The sequence below is a fragment of the Pseudomonas duriflava genome (genome assembly GCF_007830155.1).
GTDB classification, from domain to species: Bacteria; Pseudomonadota; Gammaproteobacteria; order Pseudomonadales; family Pseudomonadaceae; genus Chryseomonas; species Chryseomonas duriflava.
In genome coordinates, this window is sequence record NZ_VLKY01000005.1 from 128491 (window position 1) to 145484 (window position 16994).

The following is a 16994-nucleotide window of genomic DNA, read 5'->3' on the forward strand; positions in this document are numbered from 1 at the left end:
CTACCAGAGACTTTCACCCAGACCGTCTAGATAACGCTCTGCATCCAGTGCCGCCATACAACCGGCACCGGCCGAGGTAATAGCCTGACGGTAAGTATGGTCGGCAATGTCGCCTGCCGCAAATACGCCTTCCACATTCGTAGCCGTCGCGTTGGCCTCACGACCACCCTTGACCACGATATAGCCATCCTTCAATTCAAGCTGCCCTTCGAACAGCGATGAATTTGGCGTATGACCGATCGCTACGAACAAACCCGCTACCTGGATCTCCTCGGTACCACCATCGTTCTTGCGTAAACGCACGCCGGTCACACCCATATCATCGCCCAGCACTTCATCGACCGCAGCATTGAGCTTAAGCTCGATTTTGCCTTCAGCCACACGTGCCTTCAGTTTGTCCTGCAGAATTTTCTCTGCACGGAACGTCTCGCGACGATGGATCAGGGTTACCTTGCTGGCAATGTTTGCCAGGTAAAGCGCTTCCTCAACTGCCGTGTTACCGCCACCAACTACAGCGACTTCGCGATTGCGGTAGAAGAAACCGTCACAGGTAGCGCAGGCGGAAACGCCCTTGCCCATGAAATTTTCTTCGCTTGGCAACCCGAGGTAACGGGCACTGGCGCCAGTGGCAATAATCAGCGCGTCGCACGTATAAGTTGCACTGTCGCCCTTCAAGGTATATGGCTTGCTGGCCAGGTCCACGGCATTGATATGATCAAAGACGATCTCCGTTTCGAAGCGCTGGGCGTGTTCGCGCATCCGCTCCATCAGCGCCGGGCCGGTCAGGTCATGGGGGTCTCCAGGCCAGTTATCGACCTCGGTTGTCGTGGTCAACTGACCGCCCATCTGCATACCGGTAATCAACAAGGGCTTCAAGTTAGCGCGGGCAGCATAGACTGCCGCCGTATATCCGGCCGGGCCGGAGCCGAGAATGAGCACTCGGGCGTGACGAACTTCAGACATGATTGTCTCCATGCCGCAATTGAATTGCCGGCATCCTTACCAAGAAAAAGGGCTGTCACAACACCAGGGGAAGGCTTATAAGCGTGACAGCCCGGGAATCGTGCGGGTAACCCCGCGCTCAGTTCCAGACACAGGGCCTGAAAACCGGCTACTCACTTGTCGCCGGCCATTACATGATTACAGATTATGCGCATTTTCGGCCAGGTAAGCAGCCACACCCTCCGCGTCGGCCCGCATGCCTTTATCGCCTTTGCGCCAACCGGCCGGGCAGACTTCTCCTCCCGCCTCGATGAATTGTAAAGCCTCGACCATACGTACCATTTCATCAACCTCACGCCCCAGCGAAAGATTGTTTACCACCTGATGCTGGACCACGCCATTTTTATCGATCAGGAAGGAGGCGCGCAGCGCCACACCATCAGCATGCTCGATACCATAGGCCCGAATGATGTCATGCTTGACGTCAGCAACCATGGGAAACTCGATTGGACCGATGCCTCCTTTTTCGACCGGCGTGTTGCGCCAGGCGTAATGGGTAACGGTGGAATCAATGGATACCCCGACCACCTGTACGCCCAACTGGCGAAATGTAGTCATGCGATTGTTATGGGCGATGATTTCCGAGGGGCAAACAAAGGTGAAATCCAGCGGCCAGAAAAACAAGACTACATACTGGCCCCGCAGGCTCGACAATTGAAAATTGTCGATAATGGAGCCATCGCCCAACACAGCAGGAGCTGTAAAATTCGGGGCCTGTCTGTTTACCAGAACGCTCATTAACCTCTCCTCGCCTCAATGAATTAGCAGCGTACGCCGCCAGCTTGATTAGATAAAATGGCGACTTTCAATCCAAATCATAGGTATAGCCTATGCGAATCCTTTAAATAAAGGCTCAATAAGCACAATTTTTCCCGAGCTGATATAGATCTATTTACCATCCCTCTTTCATCACTTCTGGAGCTCTCATGGCTACACCGTTGTCTGGCCCCTTGTATTTTGGAGAGGGCCTGAAGCTGATCTTACGGCCTGGTTTGCGGCGCTTCGTTCTTCTGCCGCTTCTAATCAATCTGACACTGTTTATTGCCACGATCGCATTTGCCCTGCGTAAGTTCGAAGGTTGGGTGAATCACCTGATGCCCGTCTTACCGCACTGGTTGAGCTTCTTAGAATACCTGCTCTGGCCTCTGTTTGTGCTACTGGTCCTGGTCATGGTGTATTTCACCTTTACCCTGGTGGCCAACATCATTGCTGCACCGTTCAATGGCTTCTTATCAGAAAAGGTGGAGGTCGTAGTACGTGGAACCGATGATTTCCCTCCATTCAGCGTAGGAGAGCTAGTCGCCATGATCCCGCGAACCATGGCTCGTGAATTTCGCAAGCTGCGTTATTACCTGCCTCGAGCGCTCGGCCTGCTGGTCTTGTCTTTTATTCCGGGACTGAATCTGATTGCCGCGCCGCTCTGGCTGCTGTTCGGGGTTTGGATGATGGCGGTACAGTACCTGGATTACCCGGCGGATAACCACAAGCTGGGCTTTATCGAAATGCTTGAATGGTTACGTCGCAAAAGGCTGAGAAGTCTTGGATTTGGCGGCATCACTTACTTGGCGTTGCTGGTGCCACTGTTGAATGTGGTATTCATGCCTGCTGCTGTAGCAGGCGCGACCTTGTTCTGGATACGGGAAGGCGGTACTCAGGCCCTGCCTTCCGCGCGCGCGCCTCGCTGAGAAACACCTGATTCAGGCCAGAGCTTTTTCGATGGCCTGAATCAGGACCGGATCGTCCGGCGCAGTACGGGGGCTGAAGCGCGCCAGAACCCGGCCGTCAGGGCCGACGAGAAACTTTTCAAAGTTCCACGTGATATCCCCGGGAAATTCGGCGCCCTCGCCTGCCAACTGACGATACAGCGTATGCCGGCTCGGTCCGTTCACGTCGAGCTTGCTGGACAGCGGAAAGCTAACACCATAGTTCAAGCTGCAAAAGTGCTGAATTTCTTCCTCGCTGCCCGGCTCCTGACCGGCAAACTGATTGCAGGGAATCCCCAGAATCACCAAGCCTTGATCACGATAGGCCTGGTACAGTGCTTCTAGGCCGGCATACTGGGGTGTGAGTCCACACTTGGACGCCACATTGACCACCAACACGACCTTACCCTTGTAGGACGCGAGAGGAAGTTCCTGTCCATCGATCCCGCGCAAAGTGAGAGCGTGAAACGCACCCATGCTGTACTCCTTGTGAATGCTCTAGGCGTAAAAAAGCGCCCGGCAGAAAGGTTCCTACCGGACGCTTTGGCTTGGACATTCAACGACGCGTTCGTTCCACCCGCGTCTGAAAAATCCGCGCGGATTAGTGCTGGTGACCACCTTCGCCGTGTACGTGGCCATGGGCAACTTCTTCGTCGGACGCATCGCGCACGTTAACGACCTTGACCTTGAAGTTCAGGCGCTGACCAGCCAGAGGGTGGTTGCCATCAACGGTCACGTCATTGCCGTCGATGTCGCGTACGGTCACAATCTGCATACCGCCATCCGGGCCGGAAGCATGGAATTGCATACCAACTTCCAGTTCGTCCACGCCTTCGAACATTTCGCGGTTCAGCGTAGCGACTAGTTCAGGGCTGTACTCGCCATAAGCTTCTTCCGGCTCGACGGAAACGTTGAGCTCATCACCAGCCTGCTTGCCCTCGAGCGAACGCTCGAGGCCCGGAATGATGTTGCCTGCGCCGTGCAGGTATACCAGCGGGGCGCCGCCAGCGGAACTGTCGATAACCTCACCGGCGTCGTTGGTCAGGGTATAGTCGATGGAGACCGCTTTCTTGGCCGCAATCTGCATGGTGGAAACCTTCGAAATTAAAATGAATGAAATATCAAGTGTACGCGTCAATGCGCCCGATTGCGACCCGCAGCCTGTCCGGCAGACCAGTGTAGTCGTCGGATTCATCCAGGATGCACAGCACCATTGGACTGTCCAACTGAGTTGCGGCCATAGCCAGCACCTACGCCATGACCCACCCTGGCAACAGCGTGCCTGGGTACTTGATCCGGCCCAACGTGCTGTACAGATCGGCAAATCATTTCCCTGCGGCTGGTGCAACCGCAACCGCGCCCATATGCTCTCCGAACACACGTTATCTTGAACGGGAACCATGTTTCCGACCTTAGCATTGTTTTATGATGCGCCCCCTTGTGTTGTCGGAACCGTTAGATGCTGCATGTTTTACCCAGTGTAGTCCGTGGCCTTGTCGGAGGCCTGCTGTTGGCGCTCAATACCCTGGTCTGGTGCTGGCCCCTGTTCCTCGTCACGCTAATCAAGCTGTGCCTGCCTGTTCCCTATGTGCAGCGCCTGACCAGTCGCCTGATGAATGCCATTCACGAAGCCTGGATCAGCGGCAATCATTTCTGGATTCGCCTGGTTGGCCGTATTCACTGGGACGTTCGCGGTTTAGCTTCGCTCGATTACAAACACTCGTACCTTGTTACCAGCAATCATCAGAGCTGGGTTGATATCTTTGCCTTACAGTACTTGCTCAACCGGCATATTCGCCCCTTGAAGTTCTTTCTCAAGCAAGAGCTCATTTGGGTACCGGTGATAGGGCTATGCTGGTGGGCGCTGGATTTTCCATTCATGAAGCGCTATTCAAAGGCTTATCTGGCCCGGCACCCGGAGAAACGTGGCAAAGACCTGGAAACCACACGCCGTTCTTGCGCCCGCTTTCGCCATCAACCTGTAGGCATCTTCAATTTTCTCGAAGGCACACGCTTCACCCAGGCCAAGCATGATGCTCAAAGGGCGCCGTACCGCTATCTGCTAAACCCACGGGCTGGCGGGATCGCCTTTGCTCTCGACGCCATGGGCGAACAACTGAACACGCTTGTTAACATTACCATTCATTATCCCAACGGTACACCAAGCTGCTGGGATCTGCTTTCAGGCCAGATCAGCGCTATTGTCGTACGGGTAGAAGAAATTCCCATACCGACCCGCTTCAAAGGCAAGAGTTATGACCAGGACCCTGATTATCGGGCCGATTTCCAAGCCTGGGTTAATGATATATGGCAGGCAAAGGACGATTTACTCAAGCGTCTGCATCAAGACTATCCTTCCAAGCACTACGCCTGAGCTCTGCCACGGCTGGACCGCTTGCTTGCAGCCGGACAGAATGCTCGGCTCAACCTTGAAACGCTATGACTGATGGCTAGATGAGTAGCCATCAGCCACGTTAGAAACGAGCCCAGTGCGTCAAGCCAATCCTCTCAACTCGTTTATGCAGGCATCATTTCCCAGAGAAACGGTGGATGTCCGGCTCTAGGGTAAGGCGAAGACGCCAATCAGCTTGTCGTAGAGAGCTCGTGTTGCACGAAGGCCTGTACTTCCGGATAAAACGCTCGAAAATCAGCTTCCAGTACGTCATAGCGCTCAGCCAGTTCAGTGAAAGCGCCTGTCATTAGCGCAGGCCGGGAGAACCGGCTTGCCATGCCGTCGATAACGCGTTCTAGTACGTCAAATGTCTGATAACTGCCCAACCAGTCCTGTGTCGCCATATGCGGTGCGATACGCGCCAAGCGCGGGGGTAGCTCCGGCTCCGTCAGGAGCACGCGATACACCTCCGCCGTAAAATCCCCAAGCGGCTGTTCGGCATAATCGGCCCAGTGCCGCGCCAGGCAATGATCGAAAAACACGTCGAGTAAAATGCCACTGACCCGCCGACGCGGGGCAGGAAAACGCGCCCGAGCCTGATCAACCAGCCAATGCCTGTCAGTAAAGGCATCAATCCGTCGATGTAGCCGAATAGCTGCTTCGATGCCCGGTGACCACTGGTTGTCCAAAGGCCCTTTAACGAAGTCGCCGTACAGACTGCCCAGCAGCTGGTCACGGCCTGAGCCCCCAAGATGAAGATGCGCAAGATAATTCATGCCTACCAGCTTACCTCACACGATGACGGCGTGCTCTGCTAGGCTGACCATTCCCTGCTTATCACTATAAGGATCGCTCATGAACGCTGCTCCACGGGCTGCTTTTCTGGACTATGCCTCATTAGACTTGGGAGATCTGGACCCTACGCCCTTGCATGCGATATTCGGCTCGCTGGAGTGCTATCCAGCTACAGCTCCGGACGAGGTCATCACGCGGCTTCAGCAGGTGGAAGTAGCTCTGGTGAACAAGGTGCGGCTGGATGCAGCGTGCTTTGCAGCTTGTCCCTCACTAAAATTGGTCTTGGTCAGCGCAACCGGTACTAACAATGTCGATCTTGAGGCAGCTCGTGCGCATGGCGTGACGGTGTGCAACTGCCAGGGCTACGGCACCCCGTCGGTTGCGCAACATACCCTGATGCTCCTGCTAGCCTTGGCGACGCGACTGCCTGACTATATAACCGATGTACGTGCGGGCCGATGGCAACAGGCCCGTCAGTTCTGCCTGCTGGATCATCCTATTACGGAACTTGCCGGAAAGACGCTGGGTTTACTTGGGCATGGCGAGCTTGGCAGTGCCGTGGCTCGGTTGGCAGAGGCCTTTGGCATGCGTGTCCTGCTCGGCCAACTCCCCGGGCGTCCTGCCCGTGAAGGTTATCTGCCGCTAGAGGATTTACTACCTCAAGTCGATGCGCTGACCCTGCACTGTCCTCTGACCGATAGCACACGCAATCTGATTAATGCGCCTCAACTGGCGGCTATGAAGCCTACAGCCTTCTTGATCAATACAGCGCGTGGCGGGATCGTCAATGAGCACGCTCTGGCCGACTGCCTACGCCGTGGCCATCTCGCTGGTGCAGCCACAGATGTATTAACCGAGGAGCCTCCTCGCCATGGCAATCCCCTGCTGGCGGAGGATATTCCACGTCTCATTATTACCCCTCATAGTGCCTGGGGAAGCCGAGAGGCGCGCCAGCGTATTATTAGCCAGCTGGCAGAAAACGTAGAAAGCTTTCTGGCAGGCGCACCCAAGCGGATCGTCTGTTAAGCTGCGCGCTTTTTGAGCGAGGCGCTCCCATGGACCCACGCAGCGAAGTCCTGCTCCGCCAACCCGACTGCCTAGCGGGCCGTACCCTACTGGCCGGCCTGCCTGCCGACGAGCTTCTGGTGCACTCACCAGAGGCGTGGGGCTGGAGCTGGCACGCCGGACACCATGCCTATCTGGATCGACGCTTTGCCGGCCGGGTTTATTTTGGCACAACTCCTCCTGCAGGGGATTATGACAATGCAGTACTGTTCCTGCCTAAGTCGAAGGAGTTAGCTGATTATCTGCTTATGGCACTGGCAAGCCGTCTTGCTCATGGCACGCTTTACCTGGTGGGTGAGAAGCGTGGCGGCATCGAGCGCGCCGCCAAACAACTTCAGGCCTTTGGCACCCCTGTCAAACTGGATAGCGCCCGCCATTGCCAGCTCTGGCGAGTAAGCCAGCCTAAAAGCGAAAGCCGCCCGCTGGAAACGCTCTCGCAAACGTTTACCTTGTTTCCTGACAAAGTCGCGCTGGATGTTGTCAGCCTACCTGGCGTCTTCAGTCATGGGCGGCTGGACAAGGGAACGGCCTTATTGCTAGAGCATCTGGATCATCTGCCCACCGGCCCCTTGCTCGATTTCGGCTGCGGCGCCGGTATCGTGGGCGCTACCCTGAAACAGCGCTACTCCGAAAACCCTGTTTATCTGCTGGATGTGGATGCCTTCGCCGTGCAAAGCAGCCAGATGACTCTTGCAGCAAACCAGCTAGAGGGTACGTTGATAGTTGGCGACGGGATTGCCGCCGCACCTCGGGATCTGGCGGCTATCATTAGCAATCCCCCTTTTCATCAAGGCGTACACACCCATTACCAGGCTAGCGAAACCTTGCTGCAAGAGGCTGTTCATCATTTAAAGCCCGGTGGCGAGTTGCGCCTGGTCGCTAACAGCTTCCTGAAATATCCGCCGCTGATCGAGCAGTATCTGGGCCCCTGCGAAACGCTTGCCGAACGAGACGGTTTTAAGGTGTATCGAGCCCGTCGCCGCAGTTAAGCGTTGCCCCTGCACCACTTTAGATTGCGCCCTATCAATTGTTTCGGCAGAATGCGCCCCGTCCTAGGGGAGTAGTCGCTGGCCTGTGCCAGGCGTTCGTCAACATACTTGGTCCGTCGACCATGGCGTACGCGACTTTCGGGTTTGACAAGACCTATGACGTGTAGCCTTTTCCCAGGGGCGGGAAGGTCTGCATGTCATTCGTCCATGTGACCGCCCCTTTCTGGAAATCCGATGGAATCCCTGTTTGTCCCCACGCTGGTTGTTGCTCTCGCCGAGATTGGTGACAAAACGCAACTACTCGCCCTGCTCCTGGCTGCCCGCTTCCGTGCGCCCTGGCCGATCATCATGGGCATTCTGGCGTCTACACTTGCCAATCATTTTGCAGCGGGTGCAGTCGGCAACTGGGTCAGCCGCTTTTTCAGCGAGGCGACTTTAAGCTGGGTTCTGGCCGCCTCTTTTGTCGCTGTTGCGCTCTGGACGCTCATTCCGGACACGCTCGATGAAGACGATACTTCAAGCCTCAAAAAAAGCTACGGCCCTTTCCTGACCACGTTAATCGCCTTCTTTCTGGCTGAAATGGGCGACAAAACGCAAGTCGCTACCGTGATGCTCGCTGTCCAGTATCCGCACTTTCTGCTGGTAGTGATCGGTACAACGCTGGGTATGCTTATCGCCAACGTACCCGTCGTTCTTGCCGGTAACTTTGCGGCCGAGCGCTTGCCGCTTGCCCTTATTCGCCGTCTAGCGGCCGCCGCGTTTGGCATTTTGGCGCTAGTTGCTATCGGTCATGCCCTCCAGCTGAGCGCCACGCCATAACTTCGATAAAAAAGCCCTGCCGGTTTAATGTGGCAGGGCTTACTCGTACTTTTGCAGCAAAATCAGGACGATTTGCGGCTCGCTTCATACAGCGGCATGACCTTTGGAATCGCCGCTTCCAAGGCAGCCATGCGCTTGGCATCGGAAGGGTGAGTGCTCAGCATTTCGGGCGTCTGGCTGTTACCCGATACCTTACTCATTTTCTGCCACAGTGTAGTGGCTGCATTGGGGTTATAACCGGCGCGGGCGGCCAGCTCCAAACCAATAAGGTCAGCCTCGTTTTCGTTCGACCGGCTGAAGGGTAACGTCAGACTGACCTGGCTGACCTGGTCGGCCAGCTGCATACCTGTCTGCCCGATTCCCAGCAGCGCACCGCCAATGTTCTCACCCATTTCAATTGCATAGGCGCGGGACATTTGTTCGCGGCTGTGTTCACGCAAAGCGTGAGCAATCTCGTGCCCCATAACAGCCGCGAGTTCATCGTCAGTGAGGTTCAATTTCTCGATCAGACCGGTATAGACGAAAATTTTACCGCCTGGTCCACAGTTCGCATTGAGATCGTCGTGATCAACGAGATTTACCTGCCAGTCCCAATTGGCGGCATCTGGCCGGAATGTCGTCGTCTGTGCGATCAAACGCTTGGCGATAGCCTGAACACGCCTGCCGTTTGCAGTGTCATTGGCCAGTTTGCCGGCACTCTTCGCTTCCGTAACGGTTTTCTGGTAAGACTGAGCATACATCTGGTCGACTTGCTGGGCTGACAGCATGCTGAACATGTATTGCTTGCGTTCAACGCCTACGGCGCCCCCGCTGGTGGTATTGACCGCCTGGCAAGCACTGAGTAGCAAGGTGAACGAAAGTCCGGCGATGGGTAAAACGCGACGCATGGCTTTCTCCTGTTTGCGCGAATGGCCCGAATGGTAGGGAGGGCATTTGCTTCCGACAACTACTAACGGCCAAACGACCGGTGACCAGCCCCTCACTTTTGAAACTGCGTGTATCCAGCTTGCAGCTCTTACAGTGGGGTCAGGCACTCGGGGCCGTCTACCGCAGGGTCATTGACGATACCGGCCAATACTCGCTCACGCAGGGGCGCGCCAGGCTTGGCCAGCATATCCAAGAGATCCTGCGAAGCGGTTTCAGGATTCAACCAGGCCGCGCGTTCGGCCTCTCCAAGCAGCACCGGGCGCCGTAACGCGCCGGCTGGAACCGTAAGCATGGCGACGCTGAAATAGGTGTGTCCCTTAACCGGATAGGGCTCCCACAGGGCAGCAAAATAGGCCAGCGGCTCGCCATTGATCATCCAGTACGCTCGCTTGCGTGCCTGGCCACGCCATTCATAGAACCCATTAGCGGGCAATACACACCGCCGCTGCTGAAACGCCTCGCGAAACATGGGCTGAGCAGCAACCGTTTCGATCCGGGCATGGGCCGGTGTACGTGACAGATCCGTCAACCAGGCGGGGGTGAGCCCCCAGCGCCCACTGTCGACACGCAAAGCACCCCGCTCCTGGCGCATCAGCAGAACCTGCGTATGAGGCGCGATATTCCAACGTGGCGAATAGTCAGCAGGAAAACCCGGCAAGCGTGTCAGCTCTGGGGTCCAGCGAAACAGGGCATAGCGTCCAGACATAGGCAACCCGAACAGAAACGAAACCGGAAGTCGCTTCGTTGCCAGGAACGGCGACCGTCAACTCAGCACAATAACACGCCAGGACCGCTATCCGGTTCAGCGTCCGGGCATGGGCATGCCGTCATATAGGCTTCGATCAGTTCGCGTGCACAAGCGGCATCTTCATCCTGAACCATAACACCCAGCAGGCCACATGCAGGCAATTCGCCAATGGCACCGATCAGATGGCGCCCGGCCAGAAACGCCTCGATACCTTCACTATCCAGCAGGGCCAACAGCATTTCCGCCTCGAGTAGATCACGAGGCTCGTAGACTCTGAGCATCATTCATCCTCTCGACGAACATCAACAGACCAGGTCTGGCCATCAGACCGAAGATCAAACAGAATCGGGCGGCAGCAGACCGGGCAGTCCTCATAATAAAGTTGATCTCCCGCAGAAAGATCCACAACTGCCTCGACCGGCTCGCCACAGTAAGGACAATCGTACGCCTGGTTTTCCAGCATAAATGCTCCCGTAAACCGTTTCTGTTGGCTCACAGCCTGGATGCCAAACCGTATTCGGCTTGCATCTCTCGCTGCGCGCTCTACTATGGCCGCCACTTCGCGACAAGTGTCGCACCTTATTAGTTAAAAGAGACCACTATGGGCGAGTTCGAAGCCATTCGACCCTTCAACGACGCTGAAGTCCCTGCCGTGTTGGCCCGCTTGATTGCTGACGACCAATTTATCGGCATTTTGACCCGTTACCGCTTTCCACGGTTATCCGGCCCCCTCGGCTGGCTAATGAAACCTGTGCTCAGACACCGCTTACGGCAGGAAATTACCGGCATCAACAGTGTTGGTGCCTTGCAGGACAAGCTTGAACCGTATGTGGACAGGACTATTGAAAAAGCCACCGACGGCGTAACGTATTCTGGCCTGGAGCAATTACGCAGCGGCTCCGCCTATCTGTTCCTGGCCAATCACCGGGATATCGTCATGGACCCGGCCTTCGTCAACTATGCCGTCTACCATGCCGGCTTGCCGACTCCCAGGATCGCCATTGGCGATAACCTGCTCCAAAAGCCGTTCGTCAGTGACCTGATGCGCCTGAATAAAAGCTTTATCGTTCATCGCTCCTTGAGCGGGCGACGTGAAAAGCTGGCGGCATACCAGACGCTATCAGCCTATATCAATCACTCGATCCGCCACGACGGCCAGTCCATCTGGATCGCGCAGGCGGAAGGCCGGGCAAAAGATGGCGATGATCGTACTGATTCAGCCATTCTGAAAATGTTCCATATGGGCTGTAAGGATGAGCCCTTTGCTGACATGGTGAAGGCTCTGCATATCGTGCCTGTCTCGATCAGCTATGAATATGACCCGTGCGATCTGGCCAAGGCCCGCGAGTTATATATTCGCGAGACTACCGGCACCTACAGCAAGGAGCCCGGCGAGGATGACGTTAGCATTGCCTTGGGTATCACCGGCTACAAGGGGCGTGTTCACGTAGAATTCGGTGAGATGCTGAGCGGCGAGTATCCTGATGCCAAGCAACTGGCCGTTGAAGTAGATCGCCGGATTATCATGAACTATCGCCTTTTTCCGGCGAATCACCTCGCATACGAACGCTGGGATGGACGGGACGAAGGCTTGGCCGTACCGGCGGCAAGCACACTGTTCCCGGCCGAAGAATTGGCTGAAGCACGGGAAAAATGGCAGGGCCGTCTGGATGACTGCCCGGCGGAGTATCGCCCTCACCTGATCCGTCAGTACGCCCAACCAGTGCTGAACAAATACCGTCTTCTGGCCGGACTCGCCTGATCGAGCGCGCAAGGCTTGACTGGCAGCGCCCAATAAAAAGCCCCGGCTGACCGGGGCTTTCACAACGGCAAATAGCGTTATTGCCCGTTGAGCACCTGGGCAATCGTCTGATCCTTGAAGACCCGCGTCAACGCATCACTCAAAACATCGCTGACCAATTTGGTATTGGTCGCTGTGTTGGGTGCCATACCGAAGCGCTGCTCTAGCGACGCGCCGTAACGGCCACTGTAACCCCGCACGTTATTACGGACATCCACCTTGAACGTAGCACCAATGGTTGCAGACGTTACATAGAGCTCCTTGGGCGACTGGTACTTCAGCTCCGCCAGGGTCACGGTCAACTGAGGAACGTTATAGGCGTTGGGCGTCGGGGTGAAGCCCATCAGACGTACCGCTGTCTCGGCCTGGGCCTGCAGCTTAGGAATGACATCGTTACTCTGTACCGACACCGTACTGGTTTCTGGATACAGGCCGCCGCGAGTACCCAGGGCGAACGAGGAACGCCCATCCACGACACGGACCGACACCGGTTGCCCATGGCCAACAGCTGCCAGCGGCGCGGTGAGCTTGGGTTCAGGACTCAATTGCTGTGGGCTACTGGCACAGCCGGCAATGACCAGACCGGCCACAGCGATAAGACCCAGCAACAGGCGATTGCGCATGTTCTTACTCCATCCTAGCTAATGAAGATCGATGACGGCCAGCAGTATACCCAGCCCGCACGAGGCTGACAGCATTCGGTGTACGGAAACGGTACAGAGCACTGTTAGCATTTTTCAAATGCCTATACAGTCCCGGCGGAGGCTTTTCCATGCCCTTAAGACGCGCCGTTATCTCGGACATTCCCCAGTTGATGATGATTTGGGAACGTGCCGTTCGCGCTACCCATCATTTCCTGCCTGAAGAGGGCATCGCCTTTTTTCGTCCGCTGGTACGGGACTGCTATCTCCCTACGCTAGAAGTCTGGGTCAGTGAGAGTTCAAAGAAAGCGGCTGCAGGTTTTATGGCATTGACCGGCGCGCGCCTGGATATGCTGTTTATTGATCCGGCTTATCAAGGCCAAGGACATGGTTGTCGCTTGGTCGAACAAGCCGTCAGGCTATATGGCCCCTTGACGGTCGACGTGAACGAGCAGAACGAGACAGCCGTGACGTTCTATATGGGTCGAGGCTTTCGCCTTATGGGCGGTCCTCAACAGATGGCCTAGGTCAACCCTACCCTATTCTGCACATGAAACAATCGGCATGAAAAAAGCCCGCGACTTAACAGTGGCGGGCTTTTTCTTTTAACGCACGATAATCAAGCGTGGGCGCTACGTACTGCTTCGATATAGGGCTCCGCCTTGCGCTGATCACGAATCAGGTCGATAAAATCCTGCCCGGCAGCGTTACGGGCGTCCAGGTCGTATCCGGCTTCTATGAAAAAGCCAACGAACCGCTCGAAATCATCGGTACGCAGACCACGGTATGCCTTCACCAACTTGTGCAGGGATGGCGGCGTATCATCGGCTGGCTCGACGTTAAGAAACAGTTTGATTTTGTCATCACTGATTTCTTCGCCGATTACCTGCTTTTTATCCTTACGCATCGCTGATTACCTGTTTGGGAATAAAAGTGGCCGGAGTTTACTCCTGGCTCTTTGCCTGCTCAACGTCAAAAATGAGATCAGCCCAACGGCAGGTCTGTGAAATGGCTTCTCATCCAGCCTAAATAGACTTCGGCCTGAACATCCCCCTCTCGAGGCGCCCAGGGTGCATACTCGTCTTCACTCAAAGGGCGGTAAGGTCCGGCCTTGCATTCGAACACCACGGTGTCGGCAGCCAGCACGACGAGTGAATGAAAATGGCCGGGCGGAAAATCTACCCCTACGCACTCACCCCCAGCCTCCAATACACGCGTCGCCTCCAGTCCGCCATGCTCATTAAAGAACAGCACTCCAAGTCGCCCTTTGAGGACTAGCAGGGTTTCCGCCTTGTCCGGGCTTAGGTGCCGATGAGGCGCAATATATGTACCGGGTTGCATGCCAATCCCCAACCGGTGGCATGGCTCATCCATGGTGTGAAAGTTATGGTGGTGGCGCAGCCGGGGGCGAGTCTCAGCTTGCTGCGTCAGTTCGGCGAACAGCGCCTGGTCGATGAACGCCGGTGCGCGCATATCAGAGACCTTTCACCGCGTAGATTCCAGGCGCGTTGCGCCAGTAACCCTTGTAGTCCATGCCATAGCCGAAGATATAACGGTCGATGCAGGATAGGCCGGAAAATGTAGCCTTCAACCCAGGTATGGCCTTGCGGTCATGGTCCTTATCGATCAAGACGGCGGTGTGTACCGCTCGAGCTCCTGCATGCTTGCAAAACTCGATAATCGCATTGAGCGTATGGCCTTCATCAAGGATGTCATCCACGATCAACACATCACGGTCGATAAAGGAAATTTCCGGCTTAGCCTTCCAGAACAGCTCACCGCCAGTCGTTTCGTTACGATAGCGCGTCGCATGCAGATAGGACATTTCCAACGGAAAATTGAGCTGAGTTGCCAGCTTGCCGGCAAAGATCAGTCCGCCGTTCATTACGCAAAACACTACCGGATTGCAGTCGGCCAGCTTATCGGTGATGGCATGAGCTACTTGTGTGATGGCTTCTTCTACTTGCTGCTCATCGAACAGGCAATCGGCTTCCGCCATGACAGTACGGATATGTTCAAGATCGGCAGACATAAGGCTCTCCAGGACGTATACAATCCTGTCTGCTCAGACAGGAACGAAAAAAGCGGCAAAGGTACCGGCCCTGCAGCCGCCGATCAAGCCGAAGAGGATAAAACCTCTGCACGTGTCGGGGCTCAATGATTTACCCTAGCTCGATTTTGCCAGCTCGCCGGAGGACTTGCCTATGCCCATTCATGAGATACGCCACCCACTAATCCGCCATAAACTGGGCCTGATGCGCCGGGCGGACATCAGTACCAAGAATTTTCGTGAGCTGGCCCAAGAAGTCGGCGCCCTACTCACCTACGAAGCGACTAAAGATCTGCCAGTCGAGACCGTCAATATTCAAGGATGGTGCGGAACCGTCTCGGTCGAAAAAATTTCAGGAAAAAAGGTTACGGTTGTACCGATTCTCCGAGCAGGGATTGGTATGCTGGACGGTGTGCTTAGCCTGATCCCCAGTGCCCGCGTTAGCGTAGTCGGTCTTGCCCGCAATGAGGAGACCCTTGAAGCACATACCTATCTGGAAAAGCTGGTCGGTGAACTGGATCAGCGCTTGGCCATTATTATCGACCCCATGCTGGCAACCGGCGGCTCCATGATCGCCACGATCGACATGCTCAAGAAAGCCGGCTGCAAGGAAGTTCGCGCTCTGGTTCTGGTCGCGGCCCCTGAGGGGATAGAGGCTGTTGAAAAGGCCCACCCGGATGTCCGGATCTATACGGCGTCCATTGATGAACGCCTCGACGAGCACGGCTATATCCTGCCAGGCCTGGGCGATGCCGGGGACAAGATTTTCGGTACCAAGCAAAAGGACGCCTAACCGTGCAGTTACACAACGACCCGCTATGGCGACAGATTCTGTCCGGCGCGCAGATGCTGTTCGTCGCCTTTGGCGCACTGGTCCTGATGCCTCTGATTACCGGCATGGATCCCAATGTGGCCTTGTTTACAGCAGGCCTCGGCACCTTTTTGTTCCATCTTGTGACAGGCCGACAAGTACCAGTCTTTCTGGCTTCCAGCTTTGCTTTCATCGCTCCGATCATTGCAGCCAAGGCTGAGTTCGGCTTACCGGCTGTACTGGGCGGTGTTGTAGCCGCCGGCTTCGTCTACACGTTTCTCGGGCTCGCGGTAAAGGTCAAGGGCATCGGCTTTATCGACCGGCTGTTGCCACCCGTGGTCATCGCGCCGGTAATCATCTCCATTGGTCTGGGCCTTTCGCCTGTCGCTGCCAATATGGCTATGGGCAAGGCCGGTGACGGCAGCGCCCAATTGATACCGTACGGCACGGCCATGTTGATCTCAATGCCAGCCTTGCTCACTACCCTGTTGGTGGCGATCTACGGACGCGGTATTTTCCGTCTCGTACCCATCCTGGCTGGGATCTTCGTCGGTTATAGCTTGGCCTTCTTCTTTGGCATCGTGCATGTCGATGGTATCGCTGCTGCCCCATGGCTAGCCATGCCCGCCTTCGTTGCCCCCGAGTTCCATTGGGGTGCAATCCTGTTTATGGTTCCGGTGGCGCTGGCTCCGGCCATCGAGCATGTTGGCGGCGTGATCGCAGTAGGCGGCGTAACAGGCAATAATTATCTAAAGAAGCCCGGCCTACACCGCACCCTCTTGGGCGACGGTATTGCCACATCTTCGGCAGGCCTGTTCGGCGGACCACCCAACACAACTTATGCCGAAGTTACCGGCGCGGTAATGCTAACCAAAAACTACAATCCGAAAATCATGCTATGGGCAGCAGGCTTCGCCATGGTTCTGGCGTTCGTCGGCAAGTTTGGTGCAGCTCTCCAGAGCATTCCGGTTCCGGTGATGGGTGGCATCCTTTGCCTGTTGTTCGGTTCCATTGCCGTTGTCGGCCTGAATACGCTGATCCGCCATCAAGTGGATTTGTCCGAAGCCCGAAACCTTGTAATCGTTTCGGTCACGCTGGTCTTTGGTATTGGCGGGATCATGATCGGTAACGGCGAGATCGGCCTAAAGGGTATTTCCCTATGCGGTATCGTGGCCATCGCCCTGAATCTGTTGTTGCCTGGCAACAATCATTGGCGCAAGGATGTTCCTCCGCCCGATAGCCTGCTGTAGT

General features: G+C 55.8%; 23 protein-coding genes and 1 riboswitch. Of the genes, 10 read left to right on the forward strand and 13 right to left on the reverse strand.

The genetic code is table 11. The annotated features are described in order from the left end of the window. On the reverse strand, positions 1-963 hold the full coding sequence (gene trxB, locus IQ22_RS08725) for a thioredoxin-disulfide reductase (protein WP_145140776.1): 963 nt from the start codon (positions 961-963) through the stop codon (positions 1-3). Positions 964-1140: 177 nt separating this feature from the next. Then, on the reverse strand, positions 1141-1740 hold the full coding sequence (locus IQ22_RS08730) for a peroxiredoxin (protein WP_145140777.1): 600 nt from the start codon (positions 1738-1740) through the stop codon (positions 1141-1143). Positions 1741-1928: 188 nt separating this feature from the next. Here IQ22_RS08730 and cysZ point away from each other — a divergent pair, with 188 nt between their 5' ends. Next, a complete protein-coding gene (cysZ, locus tag IQ22_RS08735; RefSeq protein WP_145140779.1) occupies positions 1929-2687 on the forward strand; it encodes a sulfate transporter CysZ in 759 nt (252 codons plus the stop codon). Between the two features lie 12 nt (positions 2688-2699). On the opposite strand, the gene IQ22_RS08740 is transcribed toward cysZ, so the two are convergent. Together IQ22_RS08740 and IQ22_RS08745 are read right to left on the reverse strand one after the other, a co-directional pair. Continuing rightward, on the reverse strand, positions 2700-3182 hold the full coding sequence (locus IQ22_RS08740; protein WP_145140780.1) for a glutathione peroxidase: 483 nt from the start codon (positions 3180-3182) through the stop codon (positions 2700-2702). Positions 3183-3306: 124 nt separating this feature from the next. Further along, complete coding sequence (locus IQ22_RS08745) at positions 3307-3792, reverse strand: FKBP-type peptidyl-prolyl cis-trans isomerase (RefSeq protein ID WP_145140782.1); 486 nt, start codon at positions 3790-3792, stop codon at positions 3307-3309. Between the two features lie 22 nt (positions 3793-3814). Between IQ22_RS08745 and IQ22_RS08750 the strand changes: the two genes are divergently transcribed. Both IQ22_RS08750 and IQ22_RS08755 read left to right on the forward strand, forming a co-directional pair. After that, a complete protein-coding gene (locus tag IQ22_RS08750; protein WP_425298850.1) occupies positions 3815-4096 on the forward strand; it encodes a DUF3565 domain-containing protein in 282 nt (93 codons plus the stop codon). A gap of 68 nt (positions 4097-4164) precedes the next feature. Next, positions 4165-5079, forward strand: coding sequence for an acyltransferase (locus IQ22_RS08755; protein WP_145140786.1), 915 nt, complete (start codon positions 4165-4167; stop codon positions 5077-5079). Between the two features lie 209 nt (positions 5080-5288). Here IQ22_RS08755 and IQ22_RS08760 read toward each other — a convergent pair whose 3' ends face one another. Next, the gene (locus tag IQ22_RS08760; protein ID WP_145140788.1) at positions 5289-5873 is read right to left on the reverse strand and encodes an acyl carrier protein phosphodiesterase; all 585 of its coding nucleotides are present in this window, start codon (positions 5871-5873) and stop codon (positions 5289-5291) included. Between the two features lie 79 nt (positions 5874-5952). Between IQ22_RS08760 and IQ22_RS08765 the strand changes: the two genes are divergently transcribed. The 3 genes from IQ22_RS08765 to IQ22_RS08775 all read left to right on the forward strand — a co-directional run bounded on the left by IQ22_RS08765 (position 5953) and on the right by IQ22_RS08775 (position 8765). Next, entirely contained in the window at positions 5953-6918 is a 966-nt protein-coding gene (locus IQ22_RS08765; RefSeq protein ID WP_145140791.1) for a 2-hydroxyacid dehydrogenase, read from the forward strand. A gap of 29 nt (positions 6919-6947) precedes the next feature. Next, positions 6948-7946 carry a methyltransferase gene (locus IQ22_RS08770; protein ID WP_145140793.1) on the forward strand — a complete coding sequence of 333 codons (999 nt, stop codon included), beginning with the start codon at positions 6948-6950 and terminating at the stop codon, positions 7944-7946. A gap of 54 nt (positions 7947-8000) precedes the next feature. Then, a riboswitch (yybP-ykoY riboswitch) is annotated at positions 8001-8138 on the forward strand. 42 nt (positions 8139-8180) lie between these two features. Beyond that, entirely contained in the window at positions 8181-8765 is a 585-nt protein-coding gene (locus IQ22_RS08775; protein ID WP_145140795.1) for a TMEM165/GDT1 family protein, read from the forward strand. A gap of 62 nt (positions 8766-8827) precedes the next feature. Here IQ22_RS08775 and IQ22_RS08780 read toward each other — a convergent pair whose 3' ends face one another. The 4 genes from IQ22_RS08780 to IQ22_RS08795 all read right to left on the reverse strand — a co-directional run bounded on the left by IQ22_RS08780 (position 8828) and on the right by IQ22_RS08795 (position 10903). Next, complete coding sequence (locus tag IQ22_RS08780; protein ID WP_145140797.1) at positions 8828-9652, reverse strand: M48 family metallopeptidase; 825 nt, start codon at positions 9650-9652, stop codon at positions 8828-8830. Between the two features lie 128 nt (positions 9653-9780). Continuing rightward, positions 9781-10398, reverse strand: a complete 618-nt coding sequence (locus IQ22_RS08785; protein WP_145140799.1) for an SOS response-associated peptidase — start codon at positions 10396-10398, stop codon at positions 9781-9783. A 62-nt stretch (positions 10399-10460) separates the two neighbouring features. Then, complete coding sequence (locus IQ22_RS08790; RefSeq protein WP_145140800.1) at positions 10461-10721, reverse strand: putative signal transducing protein; 261 nt, start codon at positions 10719-10721, stop codon at positions 10461-10463. Continuing rightward, positions 10721-10903 (reverse strand): CPXCG motif-containing cysteine-rich protein, encoded by a 183-nt coding sequence (locus IQ22_RS08795; RefSeq protein WP_145140802.1) that lies wholly within the window; start codon positions 10901-10903, stop codon positions 10721-10723. The genes IQ22_RS08790 and IQ22_RS08795 overlap by 1 nt, the downstream gene beginning before the upstream one ends. 138 nt (positions 10904-11041) lie before the next feature. Between IQ22_RS08795 and IQ22_RS08800 the strand changes: the two genes are divergently transcribed. Beyond that, positions 11042-12202, forward strand: coding sequence for a 1-acyl-sn-glycerol-3-phosphate acyltransferase (locus IQ22_RS08800; RefSeq protein ID WP_145140804.1), 1161 nt, complete (start codon positions 11042-11044; stop codon positions 12200-12202). A gap of 77 nt (positions 12203-12279) precedes the next feature. Here IQ22_RS08800 and IQ22_RS08805 read toward each other — a convergent pair whose 3' ends face one another. Next, complete coding sequence (locus IQ22_RS08805; RefSeq protein ID WP_145140806.1) at positions 12280-12864, reverse strand: YajG family lipoprotein; 585 nt, start codon at positions 12862-12864, stop codon at positions 12280-12282. A gap of 149 nt (positions 12865-13013) precedes the next feature. Between IQ22_RS08805 and IQ22_RS08810 the strand changes: the two genes are divergently transcribed. Continuing rightward, the gene (locus IQ22_RS08810; RefSeq protein ID WP_342212452.1) at positions 13014-13409 is read left to right on the forward strand and encodes a GNAT family N-acetyltransferase; all 396 of its coding nucleotides are present in this window, start codon (positions 13014-13016) and stop codon (positions 13407-13409) included. Between the two features lie 92 nt (positions 13410-13501). On the opposite strand, the gene IQ22_RS08815 is transcribed toward IQ22_RS08810, so the two are convergent. From IQ22_RS08815 to IQ22_RS08825, 3 genes are all read right to left on the reverse strand, one after another. Beyond that, a complete protein-coding gene (locus IQ22_RS08815; RefSeq protein ID WP_145140808.1) occupies positions 13502-13789 on the reverse strand; it encodes a PA4642 family protein in 288 nt (95 codons plus the stop codon). A gap of 77 nt (positions 13790-13866) precedes the next feature. Then, positions 13867-14355: a WbuC family cupin fold metalloprotein gene (locus IQ22_RS08820; RefSeq protein ID WP_145140810.1), complete on the reverse strand. Its 489-nt coding sequence runs from the start codon at positions 14353-14355 to the stop codon at positions 13867-13869. Between the two features lies 1 nt (position 14356). After that, the gene (locus IQ22_RS08825) at positions 14357-14914 is read right to left on the reverse strand and encodes a hypoxanthine-guanine phosphoribosyltransferase (protein ID WP_145140812.1); all 558 of its coding nucleotides are present in this window, start codon (positions 14912-14914) and stop codon (positions 14357-14359) included. Between the two features lie 172 nt (positions 14915-15086). Here IQ22_RS08825 and upp point away from each other — a divergent pair, with 172 nt between their 5' ends. Further along, positions 15087-15725: a uracil phosphoribosyltransferase gene (upp, locus tag IQ22_RS08830; protein WP_145140814.1), complete on the forward strand. Its 639-nt coding sequence runs from the start codon at positions 15087-15089 to the stop codon at positions 15723-15725. Positions 15726-15727: 2 nt separating this feature from the next. Continuing rightward, the gene (locus IQ22_RS08835; RefSeq protein ID WP_167654164.1) at positions 15728-16993 is read left to right on the forward strand and encodes a uracil-xanthine permease family protein; all 1266 of its coding nucleotides are present in this window, start codon (positions 15728-15730) and stop codon (positions 16991-16993) included. The last annotated feature ends 1 nt before the right edge of the window (position 16994 follow it).